Source organism: Acidovorax sp. Leaf73, from assembly GCF_916855635.1.
Taxonomy (GTDB): domain Bacteria; phylum Pseudomonadota; class Gammaproteobacteria; order Burkholderiales; family Burkholderiaceae_C; genus Acidovorax; species Acidovorax facilis.
This window is the reverse complement of the sequence record NZ_CAKASI010000001.1, coordinates 62,142-84,682: the sequence shown is the minus strand read 5'-3', so window position 1 is coordinate 84,682 and position 22,541 is coordinate 62,142. Positions and strand designations below refer to the sequence as shown.

Annotated in this window: 19 protein-coding genes; 13 read left to right on the top strand and 6 right to left on the bottom strand. The window is 66.0% G+C overall.

Features of this window, described 5'->3' with window-relative positions:
* The first annotated feature begins 204 nt into the window (after positions 1-204).
* From LPA35_RS00395 to LPA35_RS00385, 3 genes are all read left to right on the top strand, one after another.
* Entirely contained in the window at positions 205-1,167 is a 963-nt protein-coding gene (locus LPA35_RS00395) for a DMT family transporter (protein ID WP_228894337.1), read from the top strand.
* A gap of 268 nt (positions 1,168-1,435) precedes the next feature.
* Positions 1,436-1,651: a hypothetical protein gene (locus LPA35_RS00390; protein ID WP_055398867.1), complete on the top strand. Its 216-nt coding sequence runs from the start codon at positions 1,436-1,438 to the stop codon at positions 1,649-1,651.
* 84 nt (positions 1,652-1,735) lie between these two features.
* A complete protein-coding gene (locus LPA35_RS00385) occupies positions 1,736-2,275 on the top strand; it encodes a DUF924 family protein (RefSeq protein WP_228894336.1) in 540 nt (179 codons plus the stop codon).
* Positions 2,276-2,294: 19 nt separating this feature from the next.
* Here LPA35_RS00385 and LPA35_RS00380 read toward each other — a convergent pair whose 3' ends face one another.
* Positions 2,295-3,230: a succinylglutamate desuccinylase/aspartoacylase family protein gene (locus LPA35_RS00380; RefSeq protein ID WP_218299248.1), complete on the bottom strand. Its 936-nt coding sequence runs from the start codon at positions 3,228-3,230 to the stop codon at positions 2,295-2,297.
* 104 nt (positions 3,231-3,334) lie between these two features.
* On the opposite strand from LPA35_RS00380, the gene LPA35_RS00375 reads away from it, so the two are divergent.
* Positions 3,335-6,463, top strand: coding sequence for a WD40 repeat domain-containing protein (locus LPA35_RS00375; protein WP_228894335.1), 3,129 nt, complete (start codon positions 3,335-3,337; stop codon positions 6,461-6,463).
* 60 nt (positions 6,464-6,523) lie between these two features.
* Here the strand turns inward: LPA35_RS00375 and LPA35_RS00370 are convergent, their stop codons facing one another.
* On the bottom strand, positions 6,524-7,972 hold the full coding sequence (locus tag LPA35_RS00370; protein WP_228895892.1) for an efflux transporter outer membrane subunit: 1,449 nt from the start codon (positions 7,970-7,972) through the stop codon (positions 6,524-6,526).
* Between the two features lie 91 nt (positions 7,973-8,063).
* Between LPA35_RS00370 and LPA35_RS00365 the strand changes: the two genes are divergently transcribed.
* From LPA35_RS00365 to LPA35_RS00350, 4 genes are all read left to right on the top strand, one after another.
* Entirely contained in the window at positions 8,064-8,681 is a 618-nt protein-coding gene (locus LPA35_RS00365) for a TetR/AcrR family transcriptional regulator (protein WP_121419489.1), read from the top strand.
* Positions 8,682-8,763: 82 nt separating this feature from the next.
* Entirely contained in the window at positions 8,764-9,879 is a 1,116-nt protein-coding gene (locus LPA35_RS00360) for an efflux RND transporter periplasmic adaptor subunit (protein ID WP_228894333.1), read from the top strand.
* A complete protein-coding gene (locus tag LPA35_RS00355; protein ID WP_228894331.1) occupies positions 9,876-12,953 on the top strand; it encodes an efflux RND transporter permease subunit in 3,078 nt (1,025 codons plus the stop codon). Before LPA35_RS00360 ends, LPA35_RS00355 begins: the two co-directional genes overlap by 4 nt.
* A 35-nt stretch (positions 12,954-12,988) precedes the next feature.
* Positions 12,989-13,795, top strand: a complete 807-nt coding sequence (locus LPA35_RS00350; protein WP_228894329.1) for an oxidoreductase — start codon at positions 12,989-12,991, stop codon at positions 13,793-13,795.
* A 280-nt stretch (positions 13,796-14,075) separates the two neighbouring features.
* Here LPA35_RS00350 and soxR read toward each other — a convergent pair whose 3' ends face one another.
* Positions 14,076-14,540 (bottom strand): redox-sensitive transcriptional activator SoxR, encoded by a 465-nt coding sequence (soxR, locus tag LPA35_RS00345; protein WP_304505251.1) that lies wholly within the window; start codon positions 14,538-14,540, stop codon positions 14,076-14,078.
* A 214-nt stretch (positions 14,541-14,754) separates the two neighbouring features.
* Between soxR and LPA35_RS00340 the strand changes: the two genes are divergently transcribed.
* The 3 genes from LPA35_RS00340 to LPA35_RS00330 all read left to right on the top strand — a co-directional run bounded on the left by LPA35_RS00340 (position 14,755) and on the right by LPA35_RS00330 (position 16,735).
* Entirely contained in the window at positions 14,755-15,204 is a 450-nt protein-coding gene (locus LPA35_RS00340) for a RidA family protein (RefSeq protein ID WP_121507048.1), read from the top strand.
* A gap of 41 nt (positions 15,205-15,245) precedes the next feature.
* Positions 15,246-16,526 (top strand): MFS transporter, encoded by a 1,281-nt coding sequence (locus LPA35_RS00335; RefSeq protein WP_370641324.1) that lies wholly within the window; start codon positions 15,246-15,248, stop codon positions 16,524-16,526.
* 65 nt (positions 16,527-16,591) lie between these two features.
* Positions 16,592-16,735, top strand: coding sequence for a hypothetical protein (locus LPA35_RS00330; protein WP_199727021.1), 144 nt, complete (start codon positions 16,592-16,594; stop codon positions 16,733-16,735).
* A 121-nt stretch (positions 16,736-16,856) separates the two neighbouring features.
* On the opposite strand, the gene LPA35_RS00325 is transcribed toward LPA35_RS00330, so the two are convergent.
* Both LPA35_RS00325 and ylqF read right to left on the bottom strand, forming a co-directional pair.
* Complete coding sequence (locus tag LPA35_RS00325; RefSeq protein WP_228894326.1) at positions 16,857-19,190, bottom strand: bifunctional diguanylate cyclase/phosphodiesterase; 2,334 nt, start codon at positions 19,188-19,190, stop codon at positions 16,857-16,859.
* Positions 19,191-19,318: 128 nt separating this feature from the next.
* On the bottom strand, positions 19,319-20,296 hold the full coding sequence (ylqF, locus tag LPA35_RS00320) for a ribosome biogenesis GTPase YlqF (RefSeq protein WP_055398883.1): 978 nt from the start codon (positions 20,294-20,296) through the stop codon (positions 19,319-19,321).
* Positions 20,297-20,389: 93 nt separating this feature from the next.
* Between ylqF and LPA35_RS00315 the strand changes: the two genes are divergently transcribed.
* Positions 20,390-20,641 carry a hypothetical protein gene (locus LPA35_RS00315; RefSeq protein WP_055398885.1) on the top strand — a complete coding sequence of 84 codons (252 nt, stop codon included), beginning with the start codon at positions 20,390-20,392 and terminating at the stop codon, positions 20,639-20,641.
* A gap of 11 nt (positions 20,642-20,652) precedes the next feature.
* Positions 20,653-20,868, top strand: coding sequence for an oxidoreductase-like domain-containing protein (locus LPA35_RS00310; RefSeq protein ID WP_055398886.1), 216 nt, complete (start codon positions 20,653-20,655; stop codon positions 20,866-20,868).
* An 86-nt stretch (positions 20,869-20,954) separates the two neighbouring features.
* Here LPA35_RS00310 and gshA read toward each other — a convergent pair whose 3' ends face one another.
* The gene (gshA, locus tag LPA35_RS00305; RefSeq protein ID WP_228894323.1) at positions 20,955-22,481 is read right to left on the bottom strand and encodes a glutamate--cysteine ligase; all 1,527 of its coding nucleotides are present in this window, start codon (positions 22,479-22,481) and stop codon (positions 20,955-20,957) included.
* Positions 22,482-22,541: the final 60 nt, after the last annotated feature.

Sequence of the window (22,541 nt, the reverse complement as noted above, 5' to 3'; positions counted from 1 at the left end):
AGCCCGCTGGCGCGGGCTGCGCTACACTTTTTGGCCCACCGCCCCCCTGGCTGCGGCGCAGCCCCACGCGCCGCAGGCAGCCACCTCTCGTTACCCCATGCACAGTCTTCCAGCGCAGCACCGCTGCCTTGGCGGCACAGCTCCTGCGCCGTTTGCCACCCTGCCACCCGCCACAGCCTGCAGCCTTCCTGTGGCGGTACAACCATGACGCGGAAGAGCGACACCGAGGCTCAGCCTGCGGCATCTGCAGCCGCGACCCCAACTGCGACTGCGACGGCCACCACAGCGCAGGCGGCAGCCTCGGGCAACCTGCGCGGCATCGTCGCCATGGTCGCGGCGGTGGGGTGTTTTTCGCTGATGGACGCCCTGCTCAAGACCCTGTCGGCCAGCTACCCCGCCATGCAGGTGGCGGCGCTGCGCGGCTGGGCTGCGTTGCCGCTGGTGGCGCTGTATGTGCTGTGGCGCGGCGAGGTGCGGGGCCTGCTCAAGGTGCGCTGGCCGCTGCACCTGCTGCGTGGCGTGCTCAACGTGACCATGCTGGGCCTGTTCACCTACGCACTCAAGGAGCTGGGCCTGGCCGAGGCCTACACGCTGTTTTTCATCGCCCCGTTGCTGATCACGGCGCTGTCCACCGTGGTGCTGGGCGAGAAGGTGCGCGCCGCCCACTGGGTGGCGATCGTGCTGGGCATGGTGGGCGTGGTGGTGGCCCTGCGGCCCAGCCAGGACGCATTTTTCACGCTGGGCGCGCTGGCGGTGCTGGGCGCAGCGTGTGGATACGCCGTGTCGGCCATCACGGGGCGCGTGCTCAGCCGCACGGACTCCAGCGCCAGCCTGGTCTTCTGGACCACCGCCTTGCTGGCGCTGGGCGCGGGCACGCTGGCCTGGCCGGGCTGGGTGGGCGTGGACGCTGCGCACTGGCCGCTGGTGGCAGGCCTGGCAGTCACGGGGTTTCTGGGGCAACTGGCGATCACCGAGGCGTTCCGGCACGGGCAGGCGTCGGTGGTGGCACCGTTTGAATACACGGCCCTGGCCTGGGGTATGGGGCTCGACTGGGTGCTGTGGCAGGCCGTGCCGGGGGTTTCCACATTGCTGGGCGGCGCGATCATCATCGGCAGCGGGTTGTATCTGGTGCGGCAGGAGCGGACGCAGGCGGTGGTGCCTCCATAAGGTGAAGCTCCCCCTGAGTCGCCTTCGGCGCCTTCCCCCTCTCTCGCTGCGCGGGAGGGGGACGCCACCGGTGGCCTGGCAAAGCCAGTTCCACGGTGGCACTGGCCTGGGCCGTGCCAGTTTCATGCGCTGAGCCAGGGACAACGACAACCTTGCAGGTGGCGGCACCTGCCCGCGCCGTCGCACGGCATGGTCTTACACCCCGGCAGGCGCGTGGGCGGTGCAATAAGAGGTCCATCACATCGGCACCACCGAAAAGGAATTCACCATGACCCAGCACGCCACCATTGCAGGCCACGTTACCTACACCCCGGGTGACGGAGCCCCCTTGACCATTCCGAAAGGCCCCGTGGAGCTGGAGCCTTCCAAAGACAGCACCACCTTGAGCTGGACCGCAGACAACGATGCCGTGGGCTCCGCCGCGATCCCGAAGGACCAGTTCAACCAATACGTGCGCGAGGGAAAAATCCGCATCCAGAACTGAGCGGCCAGCATCTATACTATGAAATTGATAGCACTCAGCTCTTTATGATCAAGCGCCAGAGCCTTATTTCATGCGATATTCACGATGCAAGCCGAAGACATCCTTCATTTCTGGTTCGAAGAACTCACCCCCGCCCAGCACTTTGCACAAGAGGACGCCATCGACGCGATGATCCGTGTCCGCTTCGGTGCCACCTGGCAGGCAGCGCGGCAGTGCGAGTTGTGGAGCTGGCGCGGCACGCCCCAAGGCCGCCTGGCGGAAATCCTGGTGCTGGACCAGTTCTCGCGCAACATCCACCGGGGCTCGCCGCTTGCGTTTGCGCAAGACGCCCAGGCGCTGGCCCTGGCGCAGGAGCTGGTGGCCGGGCAGCACGACAAGGCACTGGCCCCCACCGAACGCGCCTTTGCCTACATGCCCTACATGCACAGCGAGTCAGCCGCCATCCATGCGCAGGCGATGGTGCTGTTTGACCAGCCGGGGCTGGAAAACAACCTGAAGTTCGAGGTGGCGCACCGCGACATCATTGCGCGCTTCGGGCGCTACCCGCACCGCAACGCCGTGCTGGGGCGCACGTCCACGGCGCAGGAGCTGGCCTTCCTCGCGCAGCCCGGATCGTCCTTCTGAGCCTGCCGGTCCTTGCCGGTCAGATCGGCCGGGTCAGGTACACCGCCTCGCGGCCCACGATGGGCTCGCGCGTGGGCATCATCACCGTGCAGTCGTCGCACAGCGCGCGGATCTCGTGCGGGCCGTCGGTGGCGATGAGTTCGCCCTGGGCAAACACCTCAAAGCCCTGCACAGGCCGTGTGAAGCGGAAGTCCGGCGTGCGCACCATGCAAGTCTCCAGCAGTTCATAGCGGCGCTGCGGGCCTGGCGCTGGGCGGTTGGCAGCGGCTTCGACCAGACCGAAGTGCGCCAGAAAATCCAGCGCCACGGCCGTGGCCACGTCGGCCGCCGACTGGCGGAAATGCTGGCCACACTCCACCACCAAAGCCACCCCATCGCTCTCTGCCAGCCCATGGCGGCCGTGCTGGATGAGCGGCGTGCCCGAGCCCAGCCCGCTGGGCATCACCAGGTGCACCGGCGGACTGCCAATGGCCAGCGCCACCTGCGCATTGCGCGGATAGGCGGGGTACACCCAGAAAGGCTGCACATCCTGGCTGGTGGAGTGGATGTCCAGGATGTGATCGGCCGCAGCCACTACCGGGCGCAACGCACGGGCGCGGTCCAGCTCGGGGCTTGCGGCCGTGCCGTCCAGTTCACCGGCGGACCAGATGCGGTTGAGGTTGTGCACCAGCTGGCGGCTTTCAAACGGACGGGTCGGGTCAAACGATGCATACGCCGCCACGTTGGCAAAGCTGATGGTCAGCGTGCCAATCCGCGGGCGCACGCCCGTGTCCAGCAGGTGCGTGGCCGCCACCATGCCGCAGATCTCGTTGCCATGCGTGAGCGCATTGATGAGCACGTGGGGACCTGGCTGGCCCGATTCAAAACGGTGCACGTAGTCGATGCCCACATTGCCCTGGCGGTAGGCAGACAGGTCGCGGGGAAGAACTTCGAAAACGGGAGAGTTTTGCGTCATGGCGGGCAATTAGTAAGACAACACATCATTCTCTGCGCAAAGCAAAAACCACATGGCGCGCGGTGTACGATGCCCCGCCCGTTGTTCCACCGCCCTGCCGCACCATGCCCACTGCCCGACTTTGCCCGCTGGCCGATGTGGCCGCCCGACTGCCCGCCGACAGCTGGATCGCCCAGCGACTTGCAGAGGACCCGGATGCGTTGACCACGGAAACCGTGCTCTGCATCACCGGCGATGCGCAGGTGCCCGAGCTGCACCTGGATGCGCCCCTGGCCAGTGGCAGCCCGCTGCGGGCGCTGCTGCAGGACGGCAACAACACCAACCAAGCTCCCACGGGCCAGCCCTTTCTGATCCTGATCGAAGGCCATCTGCAGATCGACGGCGCGCTCACCTGCGACGACACCGATGGCGCCACGCACCTGGTCGTACTGGGCGACGCGCGCATGCACAACGCCGTGGTGGGCGGCCAGCTGCTTTATGTGCAGGGCGCGCTGCAAGTGGCCGACCTGCTGTGGGGCGACTACAACCACGGCGGGCTCACCGTGCGTGGCGGGCTTACGGCGCGGGCGGCACTGTTCACGGATGAATACCACGTAGACATCACCGGGCCGGAGCAGGTGGAGTTCCTCATGGACGAGGTGCGCGGCGTGCCGCACCTAGCGGAGTTCTCCAGCGAAATCGTAGGCATCGTGTTCCCGCCTGAGTTCCATGACGGCATCGACGATGGCGAAAGCGGCGTCAGCTACGTGCTGGACCGCGCCCGCGTGGTGGCCGCCGTGCGCGCGGGCGAGAACGCCACGCGCAGCAGCGCCGAGATCCACGCGCTGATGCCCCTGGAGGCAGACCTGTTCGCCGATGAGGCCATCAGCGTGCGCAACATCCTGGCCGCCGTGCACACGCCCGTGATCGGCCCCAAGGAGCACACGGCCACCGGGTGGTTTCAGCAGACTGATTTTTCGCTGTGCCAGCGGCATGTGGACGCTGATGGCGACCAGCGCGACGACAACGTGTTCATCACCGTCTGGAAGACCTGGGACTTCTATCTCTCGGTGGCGCAGGTGCCCGAACGCCAGGGGCTGCTGGCGCGCCTGGCCGCCGCCGTGCGGGGCCGCAAGGTGCCCACCACCGCGCAGCTCACGCTGGTGTACCGCGGCTATAGCGACGGCGAGCCCGGCGAATGGCTGCCCCTGGCACCCGACACCGCCCCCGAAGCCTGGCAGGCCTGCACGCTGGCCTGGCGCGGCGTCTTGGATTACCTGCGCAAGGCCGTGGGCCAGCACCGCGCCCGCTACCCGCTGTACCAGCGCCTGGTGGCCGAGCTGACCGCAGAACGCATCGAAGAATTCACCACCCTGCCCGTGTTCACCGAGCGCTACAACGACTGGTGGGACAGCGACAAGAACGGCTGGTGGGAAGGCGACGTGTGGGTGGGCGCACGCCAGCCCTGCATGCACGAAGGCGAGCCTTGGGGCCGCGCCCTCAAGCTCAGCTGGGAAAACGGCGACGAAGCCCCCGGCGACGAAGACGACAACGCCCACAGCGCCTACCAGATCAACGTGGAAGCCGCGCTGGACGGGCCAGCCGTGGTGGAGTTCACCTATGCGCAGCGCCAGAGCGATGCCCGCACCACCCTGCCCCGCAGCGCTGCCGACCACATAACGCGGTTGCTGCGTTTTTACGACGCGGTCCAGTCGCGTGTGCGCGCCGACCACGAACAAGAACAAGCTCACAAGGCCGAGGCGCGGCGCATCGAAGCCGCCGTGCACCTGCTGGCCACGCCCCCGCTGGCGCCCGACCTGCCCGATGCAGCGGTCTTCCCTGTAGAGCTGATGACGCTGTCCGACCAATGGCAGGCCGATGGGCAAAGCTATGTGGCCGCCATCCGCGCGCACCAGCTCGCACTGGATTCGGCCGAGGTGCAGAAAGGCAACGGCGATACCGAAGAAGAACAAGAAGAAGAAAACGAAGACACCGACCTGCCCTCCGACCCGCGCAAGGCGGCCGCAGCCACCGTGCTGCAACTGGCCCGCGTGGTCAACACCCACGCCGACGAAGACCTGGCCGATCGCTTTCGCCAGCGCTTTGCATTTGCCCCCGACGCCTTCGTGCGGCACGCCGCCGATGCGGGCCGCTTCATCGGCCCGGTGTTCGCGCTGGACGACGGCCGCGTGCTGGCGCGCATCAGCGCCCCCTACGACAACATGGCGCACTGGGTGGCCCTGCAGGGCCTGCGGCACATCCCCTTGCCCGCACTGCGCGGCCTCGGCCGCTCGCCCAACCGGCGCTGCTTTGCGCAAAGCGACGGCCAGCATGTCACCACGCACGATGGTTTTGACGGCCCCATCATCGCCCGCTTTGCACTGCCCCAGGGCAACGAAGCACTGCCAGCTCAGGTGGTGGTATCGCCCGGCCCCCTGGGCCAGCTCTGCGACGAGCTGATCCCCTTCAACGATGGCCAGCGTGTGCTGCTGCGCAACCCCACGGGCGTCTATCTGTTGCACGCCAAGGGTGCCGAGGAAGCCAGCAGCCCCGTGCAGCGCATCCACCCCCAAACCTTTGACGAAGACGGCCCCTACACCTGGCCCAAGAACCAGCAGGACGAATCGGTGAACGGCGCCGAGGTCACGATGCTGGCGCTCGACATGCTGCACATGGCCCTGTCACCGGACGAGCGCTACATCGCCGTGGGCGACCAGGACAGCGTGCACATCCTGCTGAACGCCCGAGGCCAGGTGGTGCGCCGCTACGAGCCCCTGTCGTCCTACCCGCACCACACCACCTTTTCACACGACGGCACGCAGCTGCTTGCCAACTCCTGCCACTTCTACGGTGGCTGCACGCTGGCCGCGCCAGTGAGTGCAGCGTTGCCAGACCTCGCGGCAGACAGTGGAGAAGAAGAAACGCACGAAGCCCCGGCCATCAACACCCAGTGGCGCGTGTATGCATCTGCCACCCTGCCGGGCATGGTGGTGCTGGGCGATGCCAATGGCTACCTGCACGCCATCAGCGACGACGGGCGCCCGCTGTGGCGCCACCACATCGGCAGCACCATCAGTGCCATGGACATGTCGCCCGACGGCAGCACGCTGTGGGCCGCCAGCTACGGCGGCTACCTGGTGCACCTGGAGCGCGTGGAGACGGGGATGGACCCGTATTCCATCGGCACATCGCCGTATGCGGAGGTGCGGCGGTGGATCTTCTGGAGCGATGAAACCGGGCCGTTGCGGTGGTAGGCGATGTGACCGTACTCGTCGGAAGTTAACGCTGCTTTGGGCGTGACCATTGAACGTGGACTAGGTCGGAGATGCACCGGACTCCCACCCTCCCCCCAGTGCTTTGAAGATGGCCACTGCCGCGCGGGCAGATTCCGTCTGCGCCTGTACACGCGCATCGGCAGCCCGGAGCAAGGTCTCATCGGCGTGCAGGACTTCGATCAAGCTGACAACGCCTTTTTGGTAGGCAGAGAACGTCGCTGCGCGAGCGCGACCCAGCGAATCGACACCGGCCTTCAACACCAAAACTTGCTCCTGGCGCCTGGAAAACGCGGAGAGCGAGTTTTCCACATCTTCCGTGGCCCGCAGCGCCGCCAATCGGTAGGCGGCCAGCATCTCTGCCTCCTGGCCCTTGGCCTGCTCTATCTGCGCATTGATGCGCGCGAAGTCGAAAAGACGCCAGCGCAGCCCGAGCACGCCTGTGGCCTGGCTGGCGCCGCCCGAGAACAGGCTGCCGCTGGACACGGACGTTGCACTCCCCACCAGGCCGCTGAGTGAGAGTTTGGGGTAGTACTCGGAGATGGCGGCGCCAATGCGCGCATTGGATGCAGCCAAGCGGCGCTCCGCAGCGATGAGGTCCGGCCTGCGCCTGAGCAGCTCGCTCGGCGAGCCCGTCGCAATTCCTTGAGGAGTTGCCGGAATGCCGCCCGGCGCGGTCAGTTCTGCGCGGTGGGTGCCCGGGGGAGTTCCCAGGATGACATCCATGGCGTTCATTACCGTGTCCAAGGAAGCGTCCAGCACCGGGATCGCTGCTTGCGCCTGCGAGAGCGCCCCCTCCGCCTGGCTCACCTGGAGCTCTGCCGCAAGACCCTTACTGTGCAGCAGCCTGACGTTGGACAGCAGGTCGTGTTGCGTCTGCACCTGCTGGCGGGCCACGTCTCGGCGGGCCTGCAGGCCGCGAATCGTGATGTAGATATCTGCGGTCTGTGCCGCCACGGCCAATCGGGTGGCAACAGCACCAGCCTCCGAAGACTGGTACTCGGCGGTGGCCGCCTCCCGCCCCCGGCGCAGGCCGCCAAACACATCCAGCTCCCAGCTTGCGCCCAGGTTTGCCTCGTAAGCGCTGCCATACCGGTCAAAACCCGGCGTCGAACTCAAGACCTGTCCCAAGGGTGTTTGCGTGGACTGATAGGCCCGCGCAGCCTGGCCCGACACGGCTGCGGACGGCAACAGTGCGGCGTCGGCCGCGCCCAGCCCCGCACGCGCCTGGGCGACCCGTGCAGCGGCTTGCGCCAGATCGAGGTTTTGCGCCAGCGCGAGCGACACGAATCGCGTGAGTTGAGGATCGCCAAACGCAGACCACCAGGAGGCCAGTTCGGCGGCGGCCTTCTCTGGCTGTTGATTGCTGCCGGGCTGATCCTGGTAATGCCCAGGCAGGGAAATCTCGGGCCGGACATAGTCCGGCCCCACGGCGCAGCCAGCGGAGAGGCTGGCCACAAGAAGGGCGGCGAGTGTGCGTTTGGGCAGCATGGTTTTTTCGGTCATGGTTCAATTGGATTGTGACCATAATACCAAATAGTCACTCGTTGTCTAGTCACCAAGACTGGCGTAAGCTTTGCCCATGACCAAAACAAGCCATCCCACCGCCGCAGGCCGGGGCCCTGCGGACCACGAGGTGCGAAACCAGATCGTGACCGCCGCCACCGAGCACTTCAGCCGCTACGGCTACGAAAAAACCACAGTGTCCGACCTGGCCAAGGAGATCGGTTTTTCCAAAGCCTATATCTACAAGTTCTTCGAATCCAAGCAGGCCATCGGCGAGATGATTTGCGCCAACTGCCTGAGCGATATCGAGAGCGAGGTCCGGGCGGCCGTGGCCCAGGCCGATCGGCCACCCGAGAAGCTGCGGCGCATGTTCAAAGCCATTGTGGAGTCGAGCCTGCGTCTCTTTTTCCAGGACAGAAAGCTCTACGAGATCGCCACCTCTGCGGCAACCGAACGCTGGCAGTCCACCATCGTGTACGAGGAGCGCCTGCAGGCGCTGTTGCGGGATGTTTTGCAGGAAGGCCGGCAGACCGGCGACTTCGAGCGCAAGACGCCGCTGGATGAAACCACTGCAGCCATCCACCTGGTGATGCGCCCCTACCTCAATCCCCTGATCCTGCAGCACAGCCTGGACTACGCCAACGAGGCGCCCACCCAGTTGTCCAGCCTGGTCCTGCGCAGCCTGTCCCCATGAGCGAAGTTTATTTGTGACTATTGACTAATTTGGTCACAAGAATAACAATGAAAGTCCCGATCCATCTGCACAAGGGACTTTCATGCTTCGGCCTCGCCTCGCCACTCTGTTTCTCATTTCTGCCTTGCCGTTTGCGCTGGTCGCCTGCGGCGAAAAGGCTTCTTCCGATCCACGCACCGAAGCGCCCCTGGTACGCGCAGCCATTGTTCAGGAGGCCGCAGCTGCCTCCAGGGCGTTCACGGGTACCGTAGCGGCCCGGGTGCAGAGCGACCTGGGCTTTCGCGTCTCGGGCAAGGTGCTGGAACGGCTAGTGGATGCGGGGCAGACCGTCAAACGCGGGCAGCTGCTCATGCGCATCGATGCGGTCGATCTGAAACTGGCCGCCCATGCGCAGCAAGAGGCTGTGGCCGCTGCGCGTGCCCGTGCTCGCCAGACGGCGGACGATGAAGCACGGTACCGCGACCTGCGCGGCACAGGCGCTATCTCCGCTGCGGCCTATGACCAGGTGAAGGCGGCTGCAGACGCAGCCCAGGCGCAGCTCAGTGCGGCCGAAGCCCAGGCGGATGTATCCCGCAATGCAAGCCGTTATGCCGAACTGGTGGCAGACGGCGACGGCGTCGTCGTGGAAACGCTGGCCGAACCCGGACAGGTGGTGAGCGCCGGGCAACCGGTGGTCCGCCTGGCCCATGCAGGCCGACGCGAAGCGCTCGTGCAGCTGCCGGAGACTTTGCGCCCCGCCATAGGGTCGCAGGCACAAGCCACCTTGTTTGGCAAGGAGGAGGCCGCCGTCTCGGCCAAGCTGCGACAGCTTTCCAGCTCGGCAGACCGGGTGACGCGCACCTTCGAGGCCCGCTATGTGCTCGAAGGGGATTTGGCCAACGCGCCCCTGGGCACCACGGTGGCGGTTCGCATTCCGGACGAAAAGTCCTCTGCGGCGGCGGGTCTGCAAGTGCCCATCGGCGCCTTGTTCGATGCAGGCAAGGGCCCAGGAGTTTGGGTGCTTCGCGGTGAACCGGCCAAGGTTGCCTGGCAGCCGGTGGCCGTCCAGCGCCTGGACGATGCAGGTGCCTACGTGACGGGCCACATCAAGCCCGGGGAGCGAATCGTCGCACTGGGTGCGCACCTGTTGCGCGAAGGCGAGCAGGTCCGGCTGGCAGATCTTGCGACAGCTGCTCCGAAGGAAGGAGCACGTCCGTGAGCGAAGGCCGTTTGAACCTGTCGGCGCTCGCAGTGCGCGAGCGCGCCATCACCCTGTTCCTGATCCTCCTGATCTCTGCAGCAGGCATTCTCGCGTTCGCCAAACTCGGGCGCGCTGAAGACCCGCCTTTCACCATCAAGCAGATGACGATCGTTACGGCGTGGCCTGGCGCCACGGCCCAGGAGATGCAGGATCAGGTTGCAGAACCCCTGGAAAAGCGCATGCAGGAATTGCGCTGGTACGACCGCACAGAAACCTTCACCCGCCCCGGCCTGGCTTTCACCATGGTGTCGCTGCTGGACAGCGCACCGCCGTCGCAAGTGCAGGAGGAGTTCTACCAGGCACGCAAGAAGATCAGCGACGAGGCGAGGAAACTGCCTGCTGGCGTCATCGGCCCTATGGTCAACGACGAATATGCAGATGTGACCTTTGCGCTCTTCGCCCTCAAGGCCAAGGGTGAACCCCAAAGACAGTTGGTCCGCGACGCGGAAGGGTTGCGCCAGCAACTGCTGCATGTGGCGGGCGTCAAGAAAGTCAACATCATTGGGGAACGACCCGAGCGGATCTACGTCTCGTTCTCCCATGATCGCCTGGCCACGCTGGGCGTGGCGCCGCAGGACATTTTTGCCGCGCTCAACAGCCAGAACGTGCTGACGCCCGCAGGCTCCATCGAAACCAAGGGACCACAGGTTTTCCTGCGTGTGGATGGCGCGTTCGACACGCTGGAGAAGATCCGGCAGACCCCGATCATCGCGCAGGGGCGGACGCTGAAGCTGTCGGATGTGGCGACTATCGAGCGCGGCTATGAAGACCCCGCAACCTTCCTGGTGCGCAACGGCGGCGAGCCAGCCCTGCTGCTGGGCGTCGTGATGCGCGACGACTGGAACGGGCTCGATCTGGGCAAAGCGCTGGAGGCCGAGGTCACCAAGATCAATGCAGAACTCCCCGTGGGCATGACGCTGACCAAGGTGACCGACCAGGCCGTCAACATCAGCTCGGCAGTGGACGAGTTCATGGTCAAGTTTTTTGTCGCCCTGCTCGTCGTGATGGTGGTCTGCTTTGTCAGCATGGGCTGGCGTGTGGGCATCGTCGTGGCAGCCGCCGTGCCGTTGACGCTGGCGGCGGTGTTCGTGATCATGGCCGCCTCTGGCAAGAACTTTGACCGGATCACGCTGGGCTCACTCATCCTGGCCCTGGGCCTGCTGGTGGACGACGCCATCATTGCCATTGAAATGATGGTGGTGAAGATGGAAGAAGGCTACAGCCGTGTGGCGGCCTCGGCCTACGCCTGGAGCCATACGGCAGCCCCCATGCTTTCGGGCACCCTGGTCACAGCCATTGGCTTCATGCCGAATGGTTTCGCACGCTCCACGGCGGGTGAATACACCAGCAACATGTTCTGGATCGTAGGCATTGCATTGATTGCGTCGTGGGTGGTGGCGGTGGTTTTTACGCCTTACCTGGGCGTCAAGCTGTTGCCTGACCTCAAAAAGGTCGAAGGCGGACACGACGCCATTTACGACACACCGCGCTACAACCAGTTCCGCCAGCTGCTTGGCCGCGTCATTGCGCGCAAATGGATTGTTGCAGCCTCCGTCGTCATCCTGTTTGTGGTGTCGGTGCTGGGGATGGCGCTGGTCAAGAAGCAGTTCTTCCCCACGTCCGACCGGCCGGAAGTGCTGGTCGAGGTGCAGATGCCCTATGGCACGTCCATCGAACAAACCAGCGCTGCGACGGCCAAGGTGGAGGCTTGGCTGGCCAAGCAGGAGGAGGCCAAGGTCGTGACCGCCTACATCGGCCAGGGTGCCCCGCGCTTTTTCCTGGCCATGTCGCCCGAGCTGCCGGACCCGTCGTTCGCCAAGATCGTGGTGCTCACCGGCAATGACAAGGAACGGGAAGAGCTCAAATTCAGACTGCGCCATGCGGTGGCAGATGGCCTGGCGCCCGAGGCACGGGTGCGTGTCACGCAAATCGTGTTTGGCCCGCCTTCGCCCTTCCCCGTGGCTTACCGCGTCATGGGGCCCGATCTGGACAAGCTGCGCGAGATTTCCGCCGAGGTCGAGGCGGTCCTGCAGGCCAGCCCGATGATGCGCACCGTCAACACGGACTGGGGCCCGCGTGTTCCGACCTTGCATTTCACACTCGACCAGGACCGCCTGAGCGCCGTGGGACTCAGCTCCAGCTCGGTGGCGCTGCAGCTGCAGTTCCTGCTGAGCGGAGCCCCGTTGACGGAGGTGCGCGAGGATATCCGCTCGGTGCAAGTGACGGGCCGGGCCGCCGGTGATGTCCGTCTCGACCCCGCGAAGATTTCGGGCCTGTCGCTGGTGGGATCGAGCGGGCAGCGCATCCCGCTGTCGCAGGTGGGCAAGGTTGATGTGCGCATGGAAGATCCCATCCTGCGTCGGCGTGACCGCACGCCGACGATCACGGTGCGCGGCGACATTGCCGAAGGTTTGCAGCCTCCGGACGTATCCACGGCCATCACCCAGCAACTGAAGCCCCTCATGGACAAGCTGCCTGGCGGCTACCGCATCGTGGAAGCAGGCTCTATCGAGGAAGCCGGCAAGGCGACGGTCGCCATGCTGCCAATCTTCCCGATCATGCTGGCAGCCACCCTGCTCATCATCATCCTGCAGGTTCGCTCCATCTCAGGGATGGTCATGGTCTTCCTGACCAGCCCGCTGGGCCTGATCGGCGTGGTGCCGACACTGCTGTTGTTTCAACAGCCCTTTGGCATCAATGCGCTGGTTGGCCTGATCGCCTTGTCCGGCATTCTGATGCGCAACACGCTCATCCTGATCGGGCAGATCCGCGAAAACGAAGACGCCGGACTCGACCCATTCCGCGCCGTGGTGGAAGCCACCGTGCAACGTGCCCGCCCGGTGATCCTCACCGCCTTGGCCGCGATCCTGGCGTTCATCCCGCTGACGCACTCCGTGTTCTGGGGAACGTTGGCCTACACCTTGATCGGCGGCACGCTGGCCGGCACGGTACTGACGCTCGTGTTCCTGCCCGCGATGTATTCGATCTGGTTCGGCATCCGGCCCGTTCGCTCAGCCCCCGCATCCATCTGATTCCCCTTGCGAATCTCACTATCAAAGGAACTGCCATGTCGAAATCCAAAGTTGTCGTTGTTACCGGCGTGTCCTCGGGCATCGGTCGTGCTGCCGCCATGAAGTTTGCCGAACAGGGCTGCCGGGTTTTCGGCACCGTGCGCAACACCGCCAAAGCGCACGCCATTCCCAACGTGACGCTCGTTGAGATGGACATCCGCGACGAAATGTCCGTTGAAAGCGGCATCCAGACCATCATCGCGCAAGCCCAACGCATCGATGTGCTGGTCAACAGCGCGGGGGTGACTCTGCTGGGCGCTGCGGAAGAAACATCTGTGGAGGAGGCTCAGAAGCTGTTTGACACGAACCTCTTCGGCGTCTTGCGCGTGATCAAGGCAGTGTTGCCGCACATGCGCGGGCAGCGCTCTGGCCGCATCGTCAATGTGAGTTCGGTGCTCGGATTTTTGCCCGCGCCCTACATGGCTCTCTATTCGGCGTCCAAACATGCCGTTGAAGGGCTGGCTGAAACGCTGGACCACGAAGTGCGCCAATTCGGTATCCGCGTCTCGCTGGTCGAGCCCTCCTTCACCAAGACCAACCTGGATCTGAACGCGCCCAAAACGGTGGCCCGGATTGCTGACTACAGCAAGGAGCTGGACGTCGTGTCGCAAGCGATCCAGAGCAACGTGCAGAAGGCGCCCCCGCCCCAGGGCGTGGCCGACACCATCGTCCGTGCCGCGCTGGGGACTTGGAAAATGCGCCACACACCCAAGGGTGAAGCGTCGATGCTGGCCAAACTTCGCCGCTTCATGCCTGCAGGCCCTGTCGGGAAGGGCTTGCGCAAGTCATTCGGGCTTGCGTGACGGCTCATGCCGATACCCCATACAACCACCGCAGGTCCCGCCCCCGCAAGGGCGGCCGCAGATGGAGTACCGAATTACGCAACGGGAGACAAGCATGAATGACGATCAAAAGGCATTGGTCTGGGCCCTTCAACAGTCGGAAGCGGCTCAACGCATGCGTGATGGCGGTGGCGGGCCTGGGCACGCGCGGGCGGAGCAGATTGAGGGGATGAATGGACAGGACCTTCAGGAATCCATGCTTCCCTTTCGTCGGCGGGCGCAGCAAATCACACATCGCCTCTCAAAAATGCGGCCCAGGCCCCTCCTCTGCGAGCGCATCCTGCGCATTGCGCAGCGGGCAGACCTTGAGCGACAAACAACCGCAGCCAATGCATCCATCCAGTTGGTCGCGCAGCGCCGTCAGCGTGCGGATGCGCTCGTCCAGATCGTCGCGCCAGCGGGCGGACAGGCGGCGCCAGTCGGCCACCGTGGGCGTGCGCCCGGCGGGCAGCGCCTGCAAGGCCTCGGCGATGGCGGCCAGCGGCACGCCCATGCGCTGCGCCACCTTGATCACCGCCACGCGGCGCAGCACGGAGCGCGGGTAGCGCCGCTGGTTCCCCGCATTGCGCACACTGGCGATCAGCCCGCGCGATTCATAAAAATGCAGGGCCGACACGGCCAGCCCGCTGCGGCTGGCGACCTCGCCCACCGACAGCTCGGATTTTTCGCACAGCTCGGACGGGTCAGCCTGCGCGTCCGCTACCACGCGGGCGACGGGAATGCGGAGCTTGCCTGGTTTCACAACAGCTTCTGCAAGGGCTTTCTTCACGGCGATTGACCTCAATTTAGCTTGAGGTTTGATACTAACCCACGAAGCCCTTGCAACCGCCGCCGATGCCGCTGCGACTGCGGTCGCCCAGGCTTTCCGGCAATTCCGCCGTGGTCTTCACCTTCACATCCCCTCTCAGGATTTCTGCACCATGCGCCTTGATACCGCAACAACCCAGCACCCCGCCACGGCAACTTCCACGCTGCGCTTCATCAACCCGCCGGGCCTGTACGACCCGCGTGCCAATGGCTACACCCATGTGGTGGTGGCGCCCGCCCCGGCACGCACTGTCTTTGTGGCGGGCCAAGGTGGCGAGAACGCGGCGGGCCAGCTGTCTGCCGACTTTGGCGAGCAGCTGCGCCAGGCTTTCACCAACCTGCGTATCGCATTGGCAGGCGCGGGGGCCAGCGTGCACGATGTGGCCAAGCTCACCGTGCTGGTGGTGGACCACACCGAGCAGCGGCTGGCGCTGTTCAGCCAGGCGGTGCGCAGCCTGTGGCCCGATGGGGCGGCACCAGCCTGCACGCTGATCCCGGTGCCCCGGCTGGCGCTCGACGGCATGCTGATTGAAATCGAGGCCACAGCAGTGATGCAGGCATGAGCTGTGCATGCACACCACCCCAGGCAACCACTGTCCCCAAGATGAGCACTCCACCGCACTCCCGCTCCGCATCCACGACACCGCCCAGCACGCCCCGCGCAGAGGCGCCAGGCCTCAGCACGCCGGTGCTGCTGCTCATGGCCGTGGCCTGCGGGTTGTGCGCGGGCAGCAATTACTTCAACCAGCCCCTTCTGCACTCCATTGCCACGCAGTTGCAGGTGCGTGACGCCTCGGCGGCGCTCATCGTCACGCTGGCGCAGGTGGCCTACGCGGCGGGTTTGTTGTTGTTGGTGCCGCTGGGTGACATGCTGGAGCGGCGGCGGCTCATCACCACGCTGATGTTGCTGGCGGCTCTGGGGCTGTTCACCAGCGGGTTTGCGGGCAGCTACGCCCTGCTGGCGCTGGGCACGGTGCTGACGGGGCTGTTCTCGGTGGCTGCGCAGGTGCTGGTGCCGTTGGCGGCCACGCTGGCTGCGCCGGGCCGCAGTGGGCGCGCGGTGGGGCTGGTGATGAGCGGGCTGCTTGTAGGCATTCTGGCGGCGCGCAGTGTGGCAGGACTGCTGTCTGAACTGGGCGGCTGGACGCTGGTGTACCGCGTGGCGGGCGTGGCCATGGTGGCCGTGGCGCTGGCGCTGTGGTGGGTAATGCCCCGCTCGCGAAACGCTGGGCGGGCCCAGGGGTATGGCCAGGTGCTGCGCTCTCTGGGCACGCTGGCCCTGCGCCACCCCCGGCTGCGCAGCCGGGCCTTGCTGGGCGGGCTGTCGTTTGCGTCGGTCAGCGTGTTGTTCTCCACCATGGCGCTGTTGCTGGCGGGGCCTGCCCACCGCCTGGGCGATGCGGGCATCGGCCTGATCGGGCTGGCGGGCGTGGCCGGTGCACTCATGGCCAATGTGGCGGGCCGCATGGCCGACCGTGGTCAGGCCCAGGTGGCCACGGCCGTTTCGGTGGGGTTGCTGCTGCTGGGCTGGGGCGCGCTGTGGCTGGGCGCCACCAGCCTGGTGTGGTTTGTAGTGGGCATGCTGGTGGTGGACCTGGCGCTGCAGGGCGTGCACATCAGCAATCAGAACGTGATCTACCGGCTGGACCCCACGGCCCGTGCGCGCATCAACGCGGTGTACATGACCAGCTACTTCACCGGCGCGGCCAGCGGGTCGGCGCTCGGGTCTGTGGCCTGGCTATGGGGCGGCTGGGCCGCCACCTGTGCGCTGGGTGGGGGCATCGCGGTGCTCAACGCGCTGGCACTGGTGCATGACCAGCGCCTGGCTCTGCGAGCGCAGCCTGCGGCAGCGAACCCCGCTGCGGCGCAGCCCGCCGTGCGCTGAAAGGGGCCGGTTTGTGACGTACCATCCCGGCACGGTCCCATTCCGAGACCTTTACAGGAGGCACCATGGCCAAAGGCGAACAACGCAGCAACAAGATGGCAAAGAAACCCAAGAAGGACACTTCGCTGCCCAAGGAAAGCGGCGGCTCTGACCGCCCCATGCCACCGGTGACCGCCGTCATCCCGCGTGGCAAAGAGAAGAACAAGTAAGTCACCCAGCACCTGCAGGCCGTGGCGCTGAGGCGCGCATGCGCCGACAAGCCGTTTGCTATCATAAAAATAGCTGCCAGCGCTTTACCAATAAGCGCTGGCAGCTATTTTTGCTTGAAATTCAGCCTTCATCCTCCACGGTGGCGGTGCCCACCAGCGCTGCACGGGCCAGCCAGTCGGTGTCGGGCTCGGGGCGCCCGAAGAGGTAGCCCTGGTACACGATATCGGGTGCGCGTTGGCTCAGGAAATCCGCCTGATCGCGGGTCTCGACCCCTTCCGCCACCACGCGCAGGCCGAAGTGACGGGCCACCGACAGGATGCCTTCCACCAGCACGCCATCGTCGGCATTGGTGGGGGCGTCGCGCACAAAGGAGCGGTCGATCTTGATCTCCTGGATCGGCAGGCGCTTGAGATAGGCCAGCGACGAATAGCCCGTGCCAAAGTCGTCCAGCGACATGTCCACCCCCAGCGCCGCCAACTCGCCCATCTTGGCCACGGCGTCGTCAAAGTCGTCGATCACCAGGCCTTCGGTCACCTCCAGGGTGAGCAGGCGCGGGTCGGCACCGCTGGCAGCCAGCATGGCGCGCAGCTGCGGCACAAAACCCGCCTGCCGGAACTGCCGGGCACTCAGGTTGACCGACAGCCGCAGTCGCCGCTCCTGAAACAATGGCTGCGCCAGCAGCGCGCAGGCATGGGAGAGTACCCAGCCGCCCAGGCTCACGATCAGGTCCGACTCTTCCGCCACGGGGATGAAAACGCCCGGCGCCACCAGACCGTCGCGCGGATGCTGCCAGCGCACCAGCACCTCAGCCCCGGTGATCTGGCCCAACACGTCCACCTGCGACTGCAGGTACAGCCGCAGCTCGCCCGCGCCGATGGCCTGGCGCAGCTCGCGCTCCACGCGAAAGCGCTGCTCGGCCGCCTCGCCCATGCCTTGCTCGAAGAAAGCCGCCCGCCCACCACCGGCCTGCTTGGCGCGGTGCAGCGCCGTGCCTGCACGGCGCAGGGCGTCGTGCGCAACATCATTGGCGCTTTGCGGGTAGAGCGTGATGCCCACGCTAGCACCCAGCTGGGCTTCTTCGGTGTCGTTGTCTTGCAGGTGCAGCGGCCGCAGCAGCGCTGTCTGCAGCTTTTCGGCAAAGGCCAGGGCACGCCGGCCCGCCAGCGAGGCATCGGCGCCCAGGCCGTGCAGCACCACGGCAAATTCGTCGCCCGCCACACGCACCAGCAGGCCCTGGGGGGGCAGTATCTCGGACAGGCGCAGCGCCACGGCGCACAGCAGGCGGTCGCCCATCTCGCTGCCGCGTGCATCGTTGAAGGTGGTGAAGCGGTCCAGGTCCAGCAGCAGCAGCGCGTGTTGCGTGGTGGGCGGGCGGCCCGCGCGGCCCTGCAGCGCAGACAGTCGCTCCATCAGCGTGAAGCGGTTGGGCAGGCTGGTGAGGCTGTCGAAATGCGCCAGGCGATGAATTTCCTGCGCTGCGCGCTTGCGCTCGGTGACGTCCTGCTTGAGCTCTACATAGTGGCTGATGTGGCCGTCGGGCTGGCGGATGGGGGCCACCACCACGGCCTCGGCAATCTCGGCGCCGTCCTTGCGGCGGTTGACCTGCTCGCCCGCCCAGCTCTCGCCGCGGGCCAGGGTGGCGCGCAGGCCGTCCCGCTGCGCGGGCGCCAGGCCATTGCTGGAATAGTCGGCCGATGCCTTGCCCACCACTTCATCGCGCTCATAACCCGTGCGGCGCACGAAGGCGTCATTCACGTACTCGATGTCTTCTTTCAGATCGGTAATAACGATGCTCTCGGGGCTCTGCTCCACCGCCCGCAGCAGCTTGCGCAGTGCAGCCTCGCTGGCAGCCAGGTTGGTGGCGGTCTGCTGCGCCTCCTGCACCCGGCTCATGTAGTTGCGGCGCGACAGCAGCGTGGCCGCTGCTGTCAGCACCAGAATGCCTGCCAGGTACACCGCACCGGCCACCCGGTTGGCCACCTGCACCGGCTTGAACATGCCCTGGATGTCGGCCCAGATGAACCCCAGGAACAGCAGCGCCGTGAGCCCCACCAGCGTCAGGGTGGCCCTGGCCCCCAGCAGCCAGCCGGCCAGTACGATGATCACCGGGTAGTTGAGCAGGTTGGGGCCGTTCACACCGCCATTGCGGGCCGCCACCAGCGACACCGATACCCACACGCCCCACACCAGCAGGTGGGCCGCCTGCGTCCAGCGCTGCTGGCGCGCCAGCCACAGCGCTGAGCCCCCCACCAAGCCCGCCACCAGATTGAGCGCCACACGCGCAGGCTGCACGGGGTCGTCAAACATCAGCAGCACGCCGATGACGCCACCGAGCAGCATAACGGCCCACCCTGCCACACGCACCAGATGGCGTGTGGTGGCGTCTTCGTGGTCGGGCAGCGGAACAGCGGGGGCTTCGGCCATGGCGACGGGGGTTGCAGGGGGGAAGGCCATCGTAACCGCAGCCTTAGAACCTGTTCAAGTTCTCACGGATCCGCTACCAACAAAACGCCAGCAGCGGCGGCCACGCAACGCCGACGGCGGGCATCCTGCGCGCCAGCTGGGATGCGCCGGGAACCCGGTCAGTCCGTGCCGTCGTCGCTGCCCGGCGCAGGCTCCCGCACACCAGAGCCCTTGCCTTTGGACTTGGCGCGCGCATCCTTCTTGGCCTGGCGCTTGGCGTCTTCGGCTAGGCCCGCAGCGCGCCAGGCTTCAAACTCGGTGGGCGTCTCCAGCGTGATGCGGCCCAGAATGGCGGTGCGGAAATCCGTCATCACGATCTCGGCCGTCTTTTGCAGGTTGACCTTGCCGCCGCCCAGCATGGCACCGCGTTTGCGGCCAATGGCTTCGAGCAGCTCTTCGTCGTGCATCGTTGCCACGGCCCCCTCGGGCAGGCCCAGTTTGTAGCGAGCCTCCAACAGTGGGGCGTAGTTTTTCTGCAGGCGGCGCAGCAGCTCCAACGCCACCAGCTCCTCGTCGTAGGCATTGCGGCCCACCGCGCCGCTGGCGGCCAGGTTGTAGCCGCTTTCGGGCACCACAATGCGCGGCCACAGCATGCCGGGCGTGTCCCACAGGTAGAAGTCGTCGGCCAGGGTGATGCGCTGCTCCAGCTTGGTGATGCCGGCCTCGTCGCCCGTCTTGGCCTGGCGCTTGTTGCTGAGCGTGTTGATGAGCGTGGACTTGCCCACGTTGGGCACGCCGCAGATCAGCACCCGCATGGGCTTGGCCATGCCGCCCCGGTTGGGCGACAGCAGGTGGCACGCGTCAATCAGCTTGCGCGTGGGGGCCGGGTCGGACGCATCGAGTGGCAAGGCGCGCGTGTCGCTCTGGGCGTTGTACCAGTCCACCCACTGCGCCGTGCGCTCGGGGTCGGCCACGTCCTGCTTGTTGAGCACCTTGAGCGTGGGCTTGTGGCCGGTGATCTCGGCCAGCAGCGGGTTGGCGCTGGAGCCGGGCAAGCGGGCGTCCAGCACCTCGATCACCACGTCAATGTCCTTGATGCGTTCGGTGATGGCTTTGCGGGTCAGGTGCATGTGACCGGGGAACCACTGGATGGCCATGCGAGGTACTTTCTTGTGTTTTCAAATCAATCTGAGGGTGGCAAGGATAATCGCGGTCCCACTTGCCCTACGCCACGGCGTTGTTTGACCTTCATGCCAGCCCCTCTCGACACCCCGCGCAAAGCCACCGCCGCCAAGGCCCACAAGGATCTGCTGTTCAAGAGCGTGACCTTGGCCCTGATTGGTCTGGTCATCCTGCTGGCGCCGTACGTCGCCCGCTCTGCCAGCGTGCGCGATCTGATGAGCCAGGCGGCCCTGGTGGGCTGGTTTGCGCTGGTGCTGGGCATTGCGTTTGGGGTGCAGTACGCCGTGCGCCGCGCCAAGTCCGGGCGCCACAAGCCGTGACTTCACTCACCATGGCAACCCCGGCCCGCGCTGTAGACGGCGCGACCGCGCAGCAGATGTTCCAGTCGCTGCAGCAACGCGCTGCAGACATGGGCATTGCGCTGCGCACCCCGCCGCCCGAGCCAACGACCTGCTGTGGGCGCGGGTGCAATGGCTGCGTATGGGAGGGCTTTCTGGACGCGGCCGAATACTGGCGGCAAGAGGCGCTGCTGCAGCTGCAAGGCTGACATTAGCGTCTAAACAGCCTCTAGCGCTTGACGAATAAGCGCAAGCAGCTATCAAATCAGGAGTTTCCTGACGCCTGCGCGCCCCATCACCCGAGCTCCTTCACCGCCATGTACTGCTCGCGCCATTCTTCAAACGGCAGCGTGTCTGCCGCCTCGATGGCTTTCTGCGCGGCAATCGATTCATCTGCCATCGCCAGGTAGCGCGCCTGCTGTTCAGGCGTCCACGGCAGGCCCAGCAACGCGTCGCGCGCAGCGATGGACTGCTGGCGGGCAAAGGATTCAAAGCTGTTGTGGTGACTCTGCACGATGCTGTCGAGAACGCGGGCCGATGGTGTGCGCTCGGGCGCAGCCATCAGCGCGCGGGCATCGCGCAGCGCGGTGCTGTAGTCGTCGGTGCCATGGGTGGCATCCAGCGCGGCAGCCAGCGGCTCGCAGGCGGCCAGCACCTCGGCACCCCATTCGGTCAGCGGCACGCTCTGGCCGTTGCGCGACAGGTGCAAACCGGGCTCGCGGCCACGCTCTGCGGTGAGGTGCTGGTTCTGCTTGAGTTCGGCAATTTCGGCCGGCGTGTCGGGCGGGCTGTCGGACAGCAGGCAGTGCAGCAGGAACACATCCAGCAGGCGCATGGTGGGCGCGGTGATGCCCACGGGCACAAACGGGTCCAGGTCCATCAGGCGCACTTCCACGTATTCCACACCCCGCTCGCGCAGCGCGTGCAGCGGGCGCTCGCCGGTGCGCACGGTGCGCTTGGGGCGGATGGTGCCGTAGAACTCATTTTCGATCTGCAGCAGGCTGGTGCCCAGCTGGTTGTAGTCGCCACCGGGGTTGCGCACGCCGACGGTTTCGTAGGCGGGGTACGGCTTGGTCAACGCCTCGTGCAGCGAGTTGGCGTAGCCCGTCAGGCCGTTGTAGCTCACGGCCAGCGTGGCCTGCGCGTCGCTCTGGTAGCCCAGGCGGCCCATGCGCAGCGACGTGGCGTGGGGCAGGTACAGCGCGCTGCCGCCCTCCATGCGCTCCAGGCGGTGCTCGCGCCCTTCCACAAAACAGGGGCACAAGGCGGGCGACGCGCCGAACAGGTACAGCAGCACAAACGCGTGGCGGCGGAAGTTGCGGATGAGTGCGAAATACTGCTCGCTGTCTACGCCCGGCAGCGACCAGTTGTAGTGAATGCCCGAGATGGTCTGCATGCGGCGGCCATAGCGGTGGCCCAGGCCCATGCGGTACACGCTCTTGGCGCGGCCCACATTGGAGCTGCCGTAGCGGCCAATCGGAATCGTCTCGTCGGTGGGCAGGCCGCAGGGCATGCTGGAGGCCCACAGCAGCTCGCCGCCGCTGTCCTGGAGGGTGTGGTGCACGAACTGGTGCACCTCGGTCAGCTCATCCAGGCACTGCTGCACGCCCTTGTGGGCGCCAGTGATCAGCTCCAGCTGCGACTCGCTGTAATCGGTCGTGATCAGCGGGTGCGTGAGGGCAGAGCCCAGGGCCAGCGGGTGGGGTGTAAGGGCCAGGCCGCCGGTGGGCAGCACGCGCAGCCCTTCCTTTTCGATGCCGCGGCGAATCCCCCCCAGGGCGTCCGCCGGGTAGGCGGCCAGTCTCTCGTGCAGTGTGCTCATATGTTTATACCGATCCAACTTCTGTCGGCCCGGAACTTAGCACGTTGAGCGCTGGCCCGC

Bases quoted from the DNA above. Each gene is read 5' to 3' on its own strand.
- LPA35_RS00315 (WP_055398885.1), top strand. From the start codon at position 20,390: ATGCCAGCCCCTCTCGACACCCCGCGCAAAGCCACCGCCGCCAAGGCC.
- LPA35_RS00370 (WP_228895892.1), bottom strand. From the start codon at position 7,972: ATGCTGCCCAAACGCACACTCGCCGCCCTTCTTGTGGCCAGCCTCTCC.
- LPA35_RS00395 (WP_228894337.1), top strand. From the start codon at position 205: ATGACGCGGAAGAGCGACACCGAGGCTCAGCCTGCGGCATCTGCAGCC.
- LPA35_RS00340 (WP_121507048.1), top strand. From the start codon at position 14,755: ATGCGCCTTGATACCGCAACAACCCAGCACCCCGCCACGGCAACTTCC.
- gshA (WP_228894323.1), bottom strand. From the start codon at position 22,481: ATGAGCACACTGCACGAGAGACTGGCCGCCTACCCGGCGGACGCCCTG.
- LPA35_RS00385 (WP_228894336.1), top strand. From the start codon at position 1,736: ATGCAAGCCGAAGACATCCTTCATTTCTGGTTCGAAGAACTCACCCCC.
- LPA35_RS00350 (WP_228894329.1), top strand. From the start codon at position 12,989: ATGTCGAAATCCAAAGTTGTCGTTGTTACCGGCGTGTCCTCGGGCATC.
- LPA35_RS00330 (WP_199727021.1), top strand. From the start codon at position 16,592: ATGGCCAAAGGCGAACAACGCAGCAACAAGATGGCAAAGAAACCCAAG.
- LPA35_RS00375 (WP_228894335.1), top strand. From the start codon at position 3,335: ATGCCCACTGCCCGACTTTGCCCGCTGGCCGATGTGGCCGCCCGACTG.
- ylqF (WP_055398883.1), bottom strand. From the start codon at position 20,296: ATGGCCATCCAGTGGTTCCCCGGTCACATGCACCTGACCCGCAAAGCC.
- LPA35_RS00390 (WP_055398867.1), top strand. From the start codon at position 1,436: ATGACCCAGCACGCCACCATTGCAGGCCACGTTACCTACACCCCGGGT.
- LPA35_RS00310 (WP_055398886.1), top strand. From the start codon at position 20,653: ATGGCAACCCCGGCCCGCGCTGTAGACGGCGCGACCGCGCAGCAGATG.
- LPA35_RS00335 (WP_370641324.1), top strand. From the start codon at position 15,246: ATGAGCACTCCACCGCACTCCCGCTCCGCATCCACGACACCGCCCAGC.
- LPA35_RS00365 (WP_121419489.1), top strand. From the start codon at position 8,064: ATGACCAAAACAAGCCATCCCACCGCCGCAGGCCGGGGCCCTGCGGAC.
- LPA35_RS00360 (WP_228894333.1), top strand. From the start codon at position 8,764: ATGCTTCGGCCTCGCCTCGCCACTCTGTTTCTCATTTCTGCCTTGCCG.
- LPA35_RS00380 (WP_218299248.1), bottom strand. From the start codon at position 3,230: ATGACGCAAAACTCTCCCGTTTTCGAAGTTCTTCCCCGCGACCTGTCT.
- LPA35_RS00325 (WP_228894326.1), bottom strand. From the start codon at position 19,190: ATGGCCTTCCCCCCTGCAACCCCCGTCGCCATGGCCGAAGCCCCCGCT.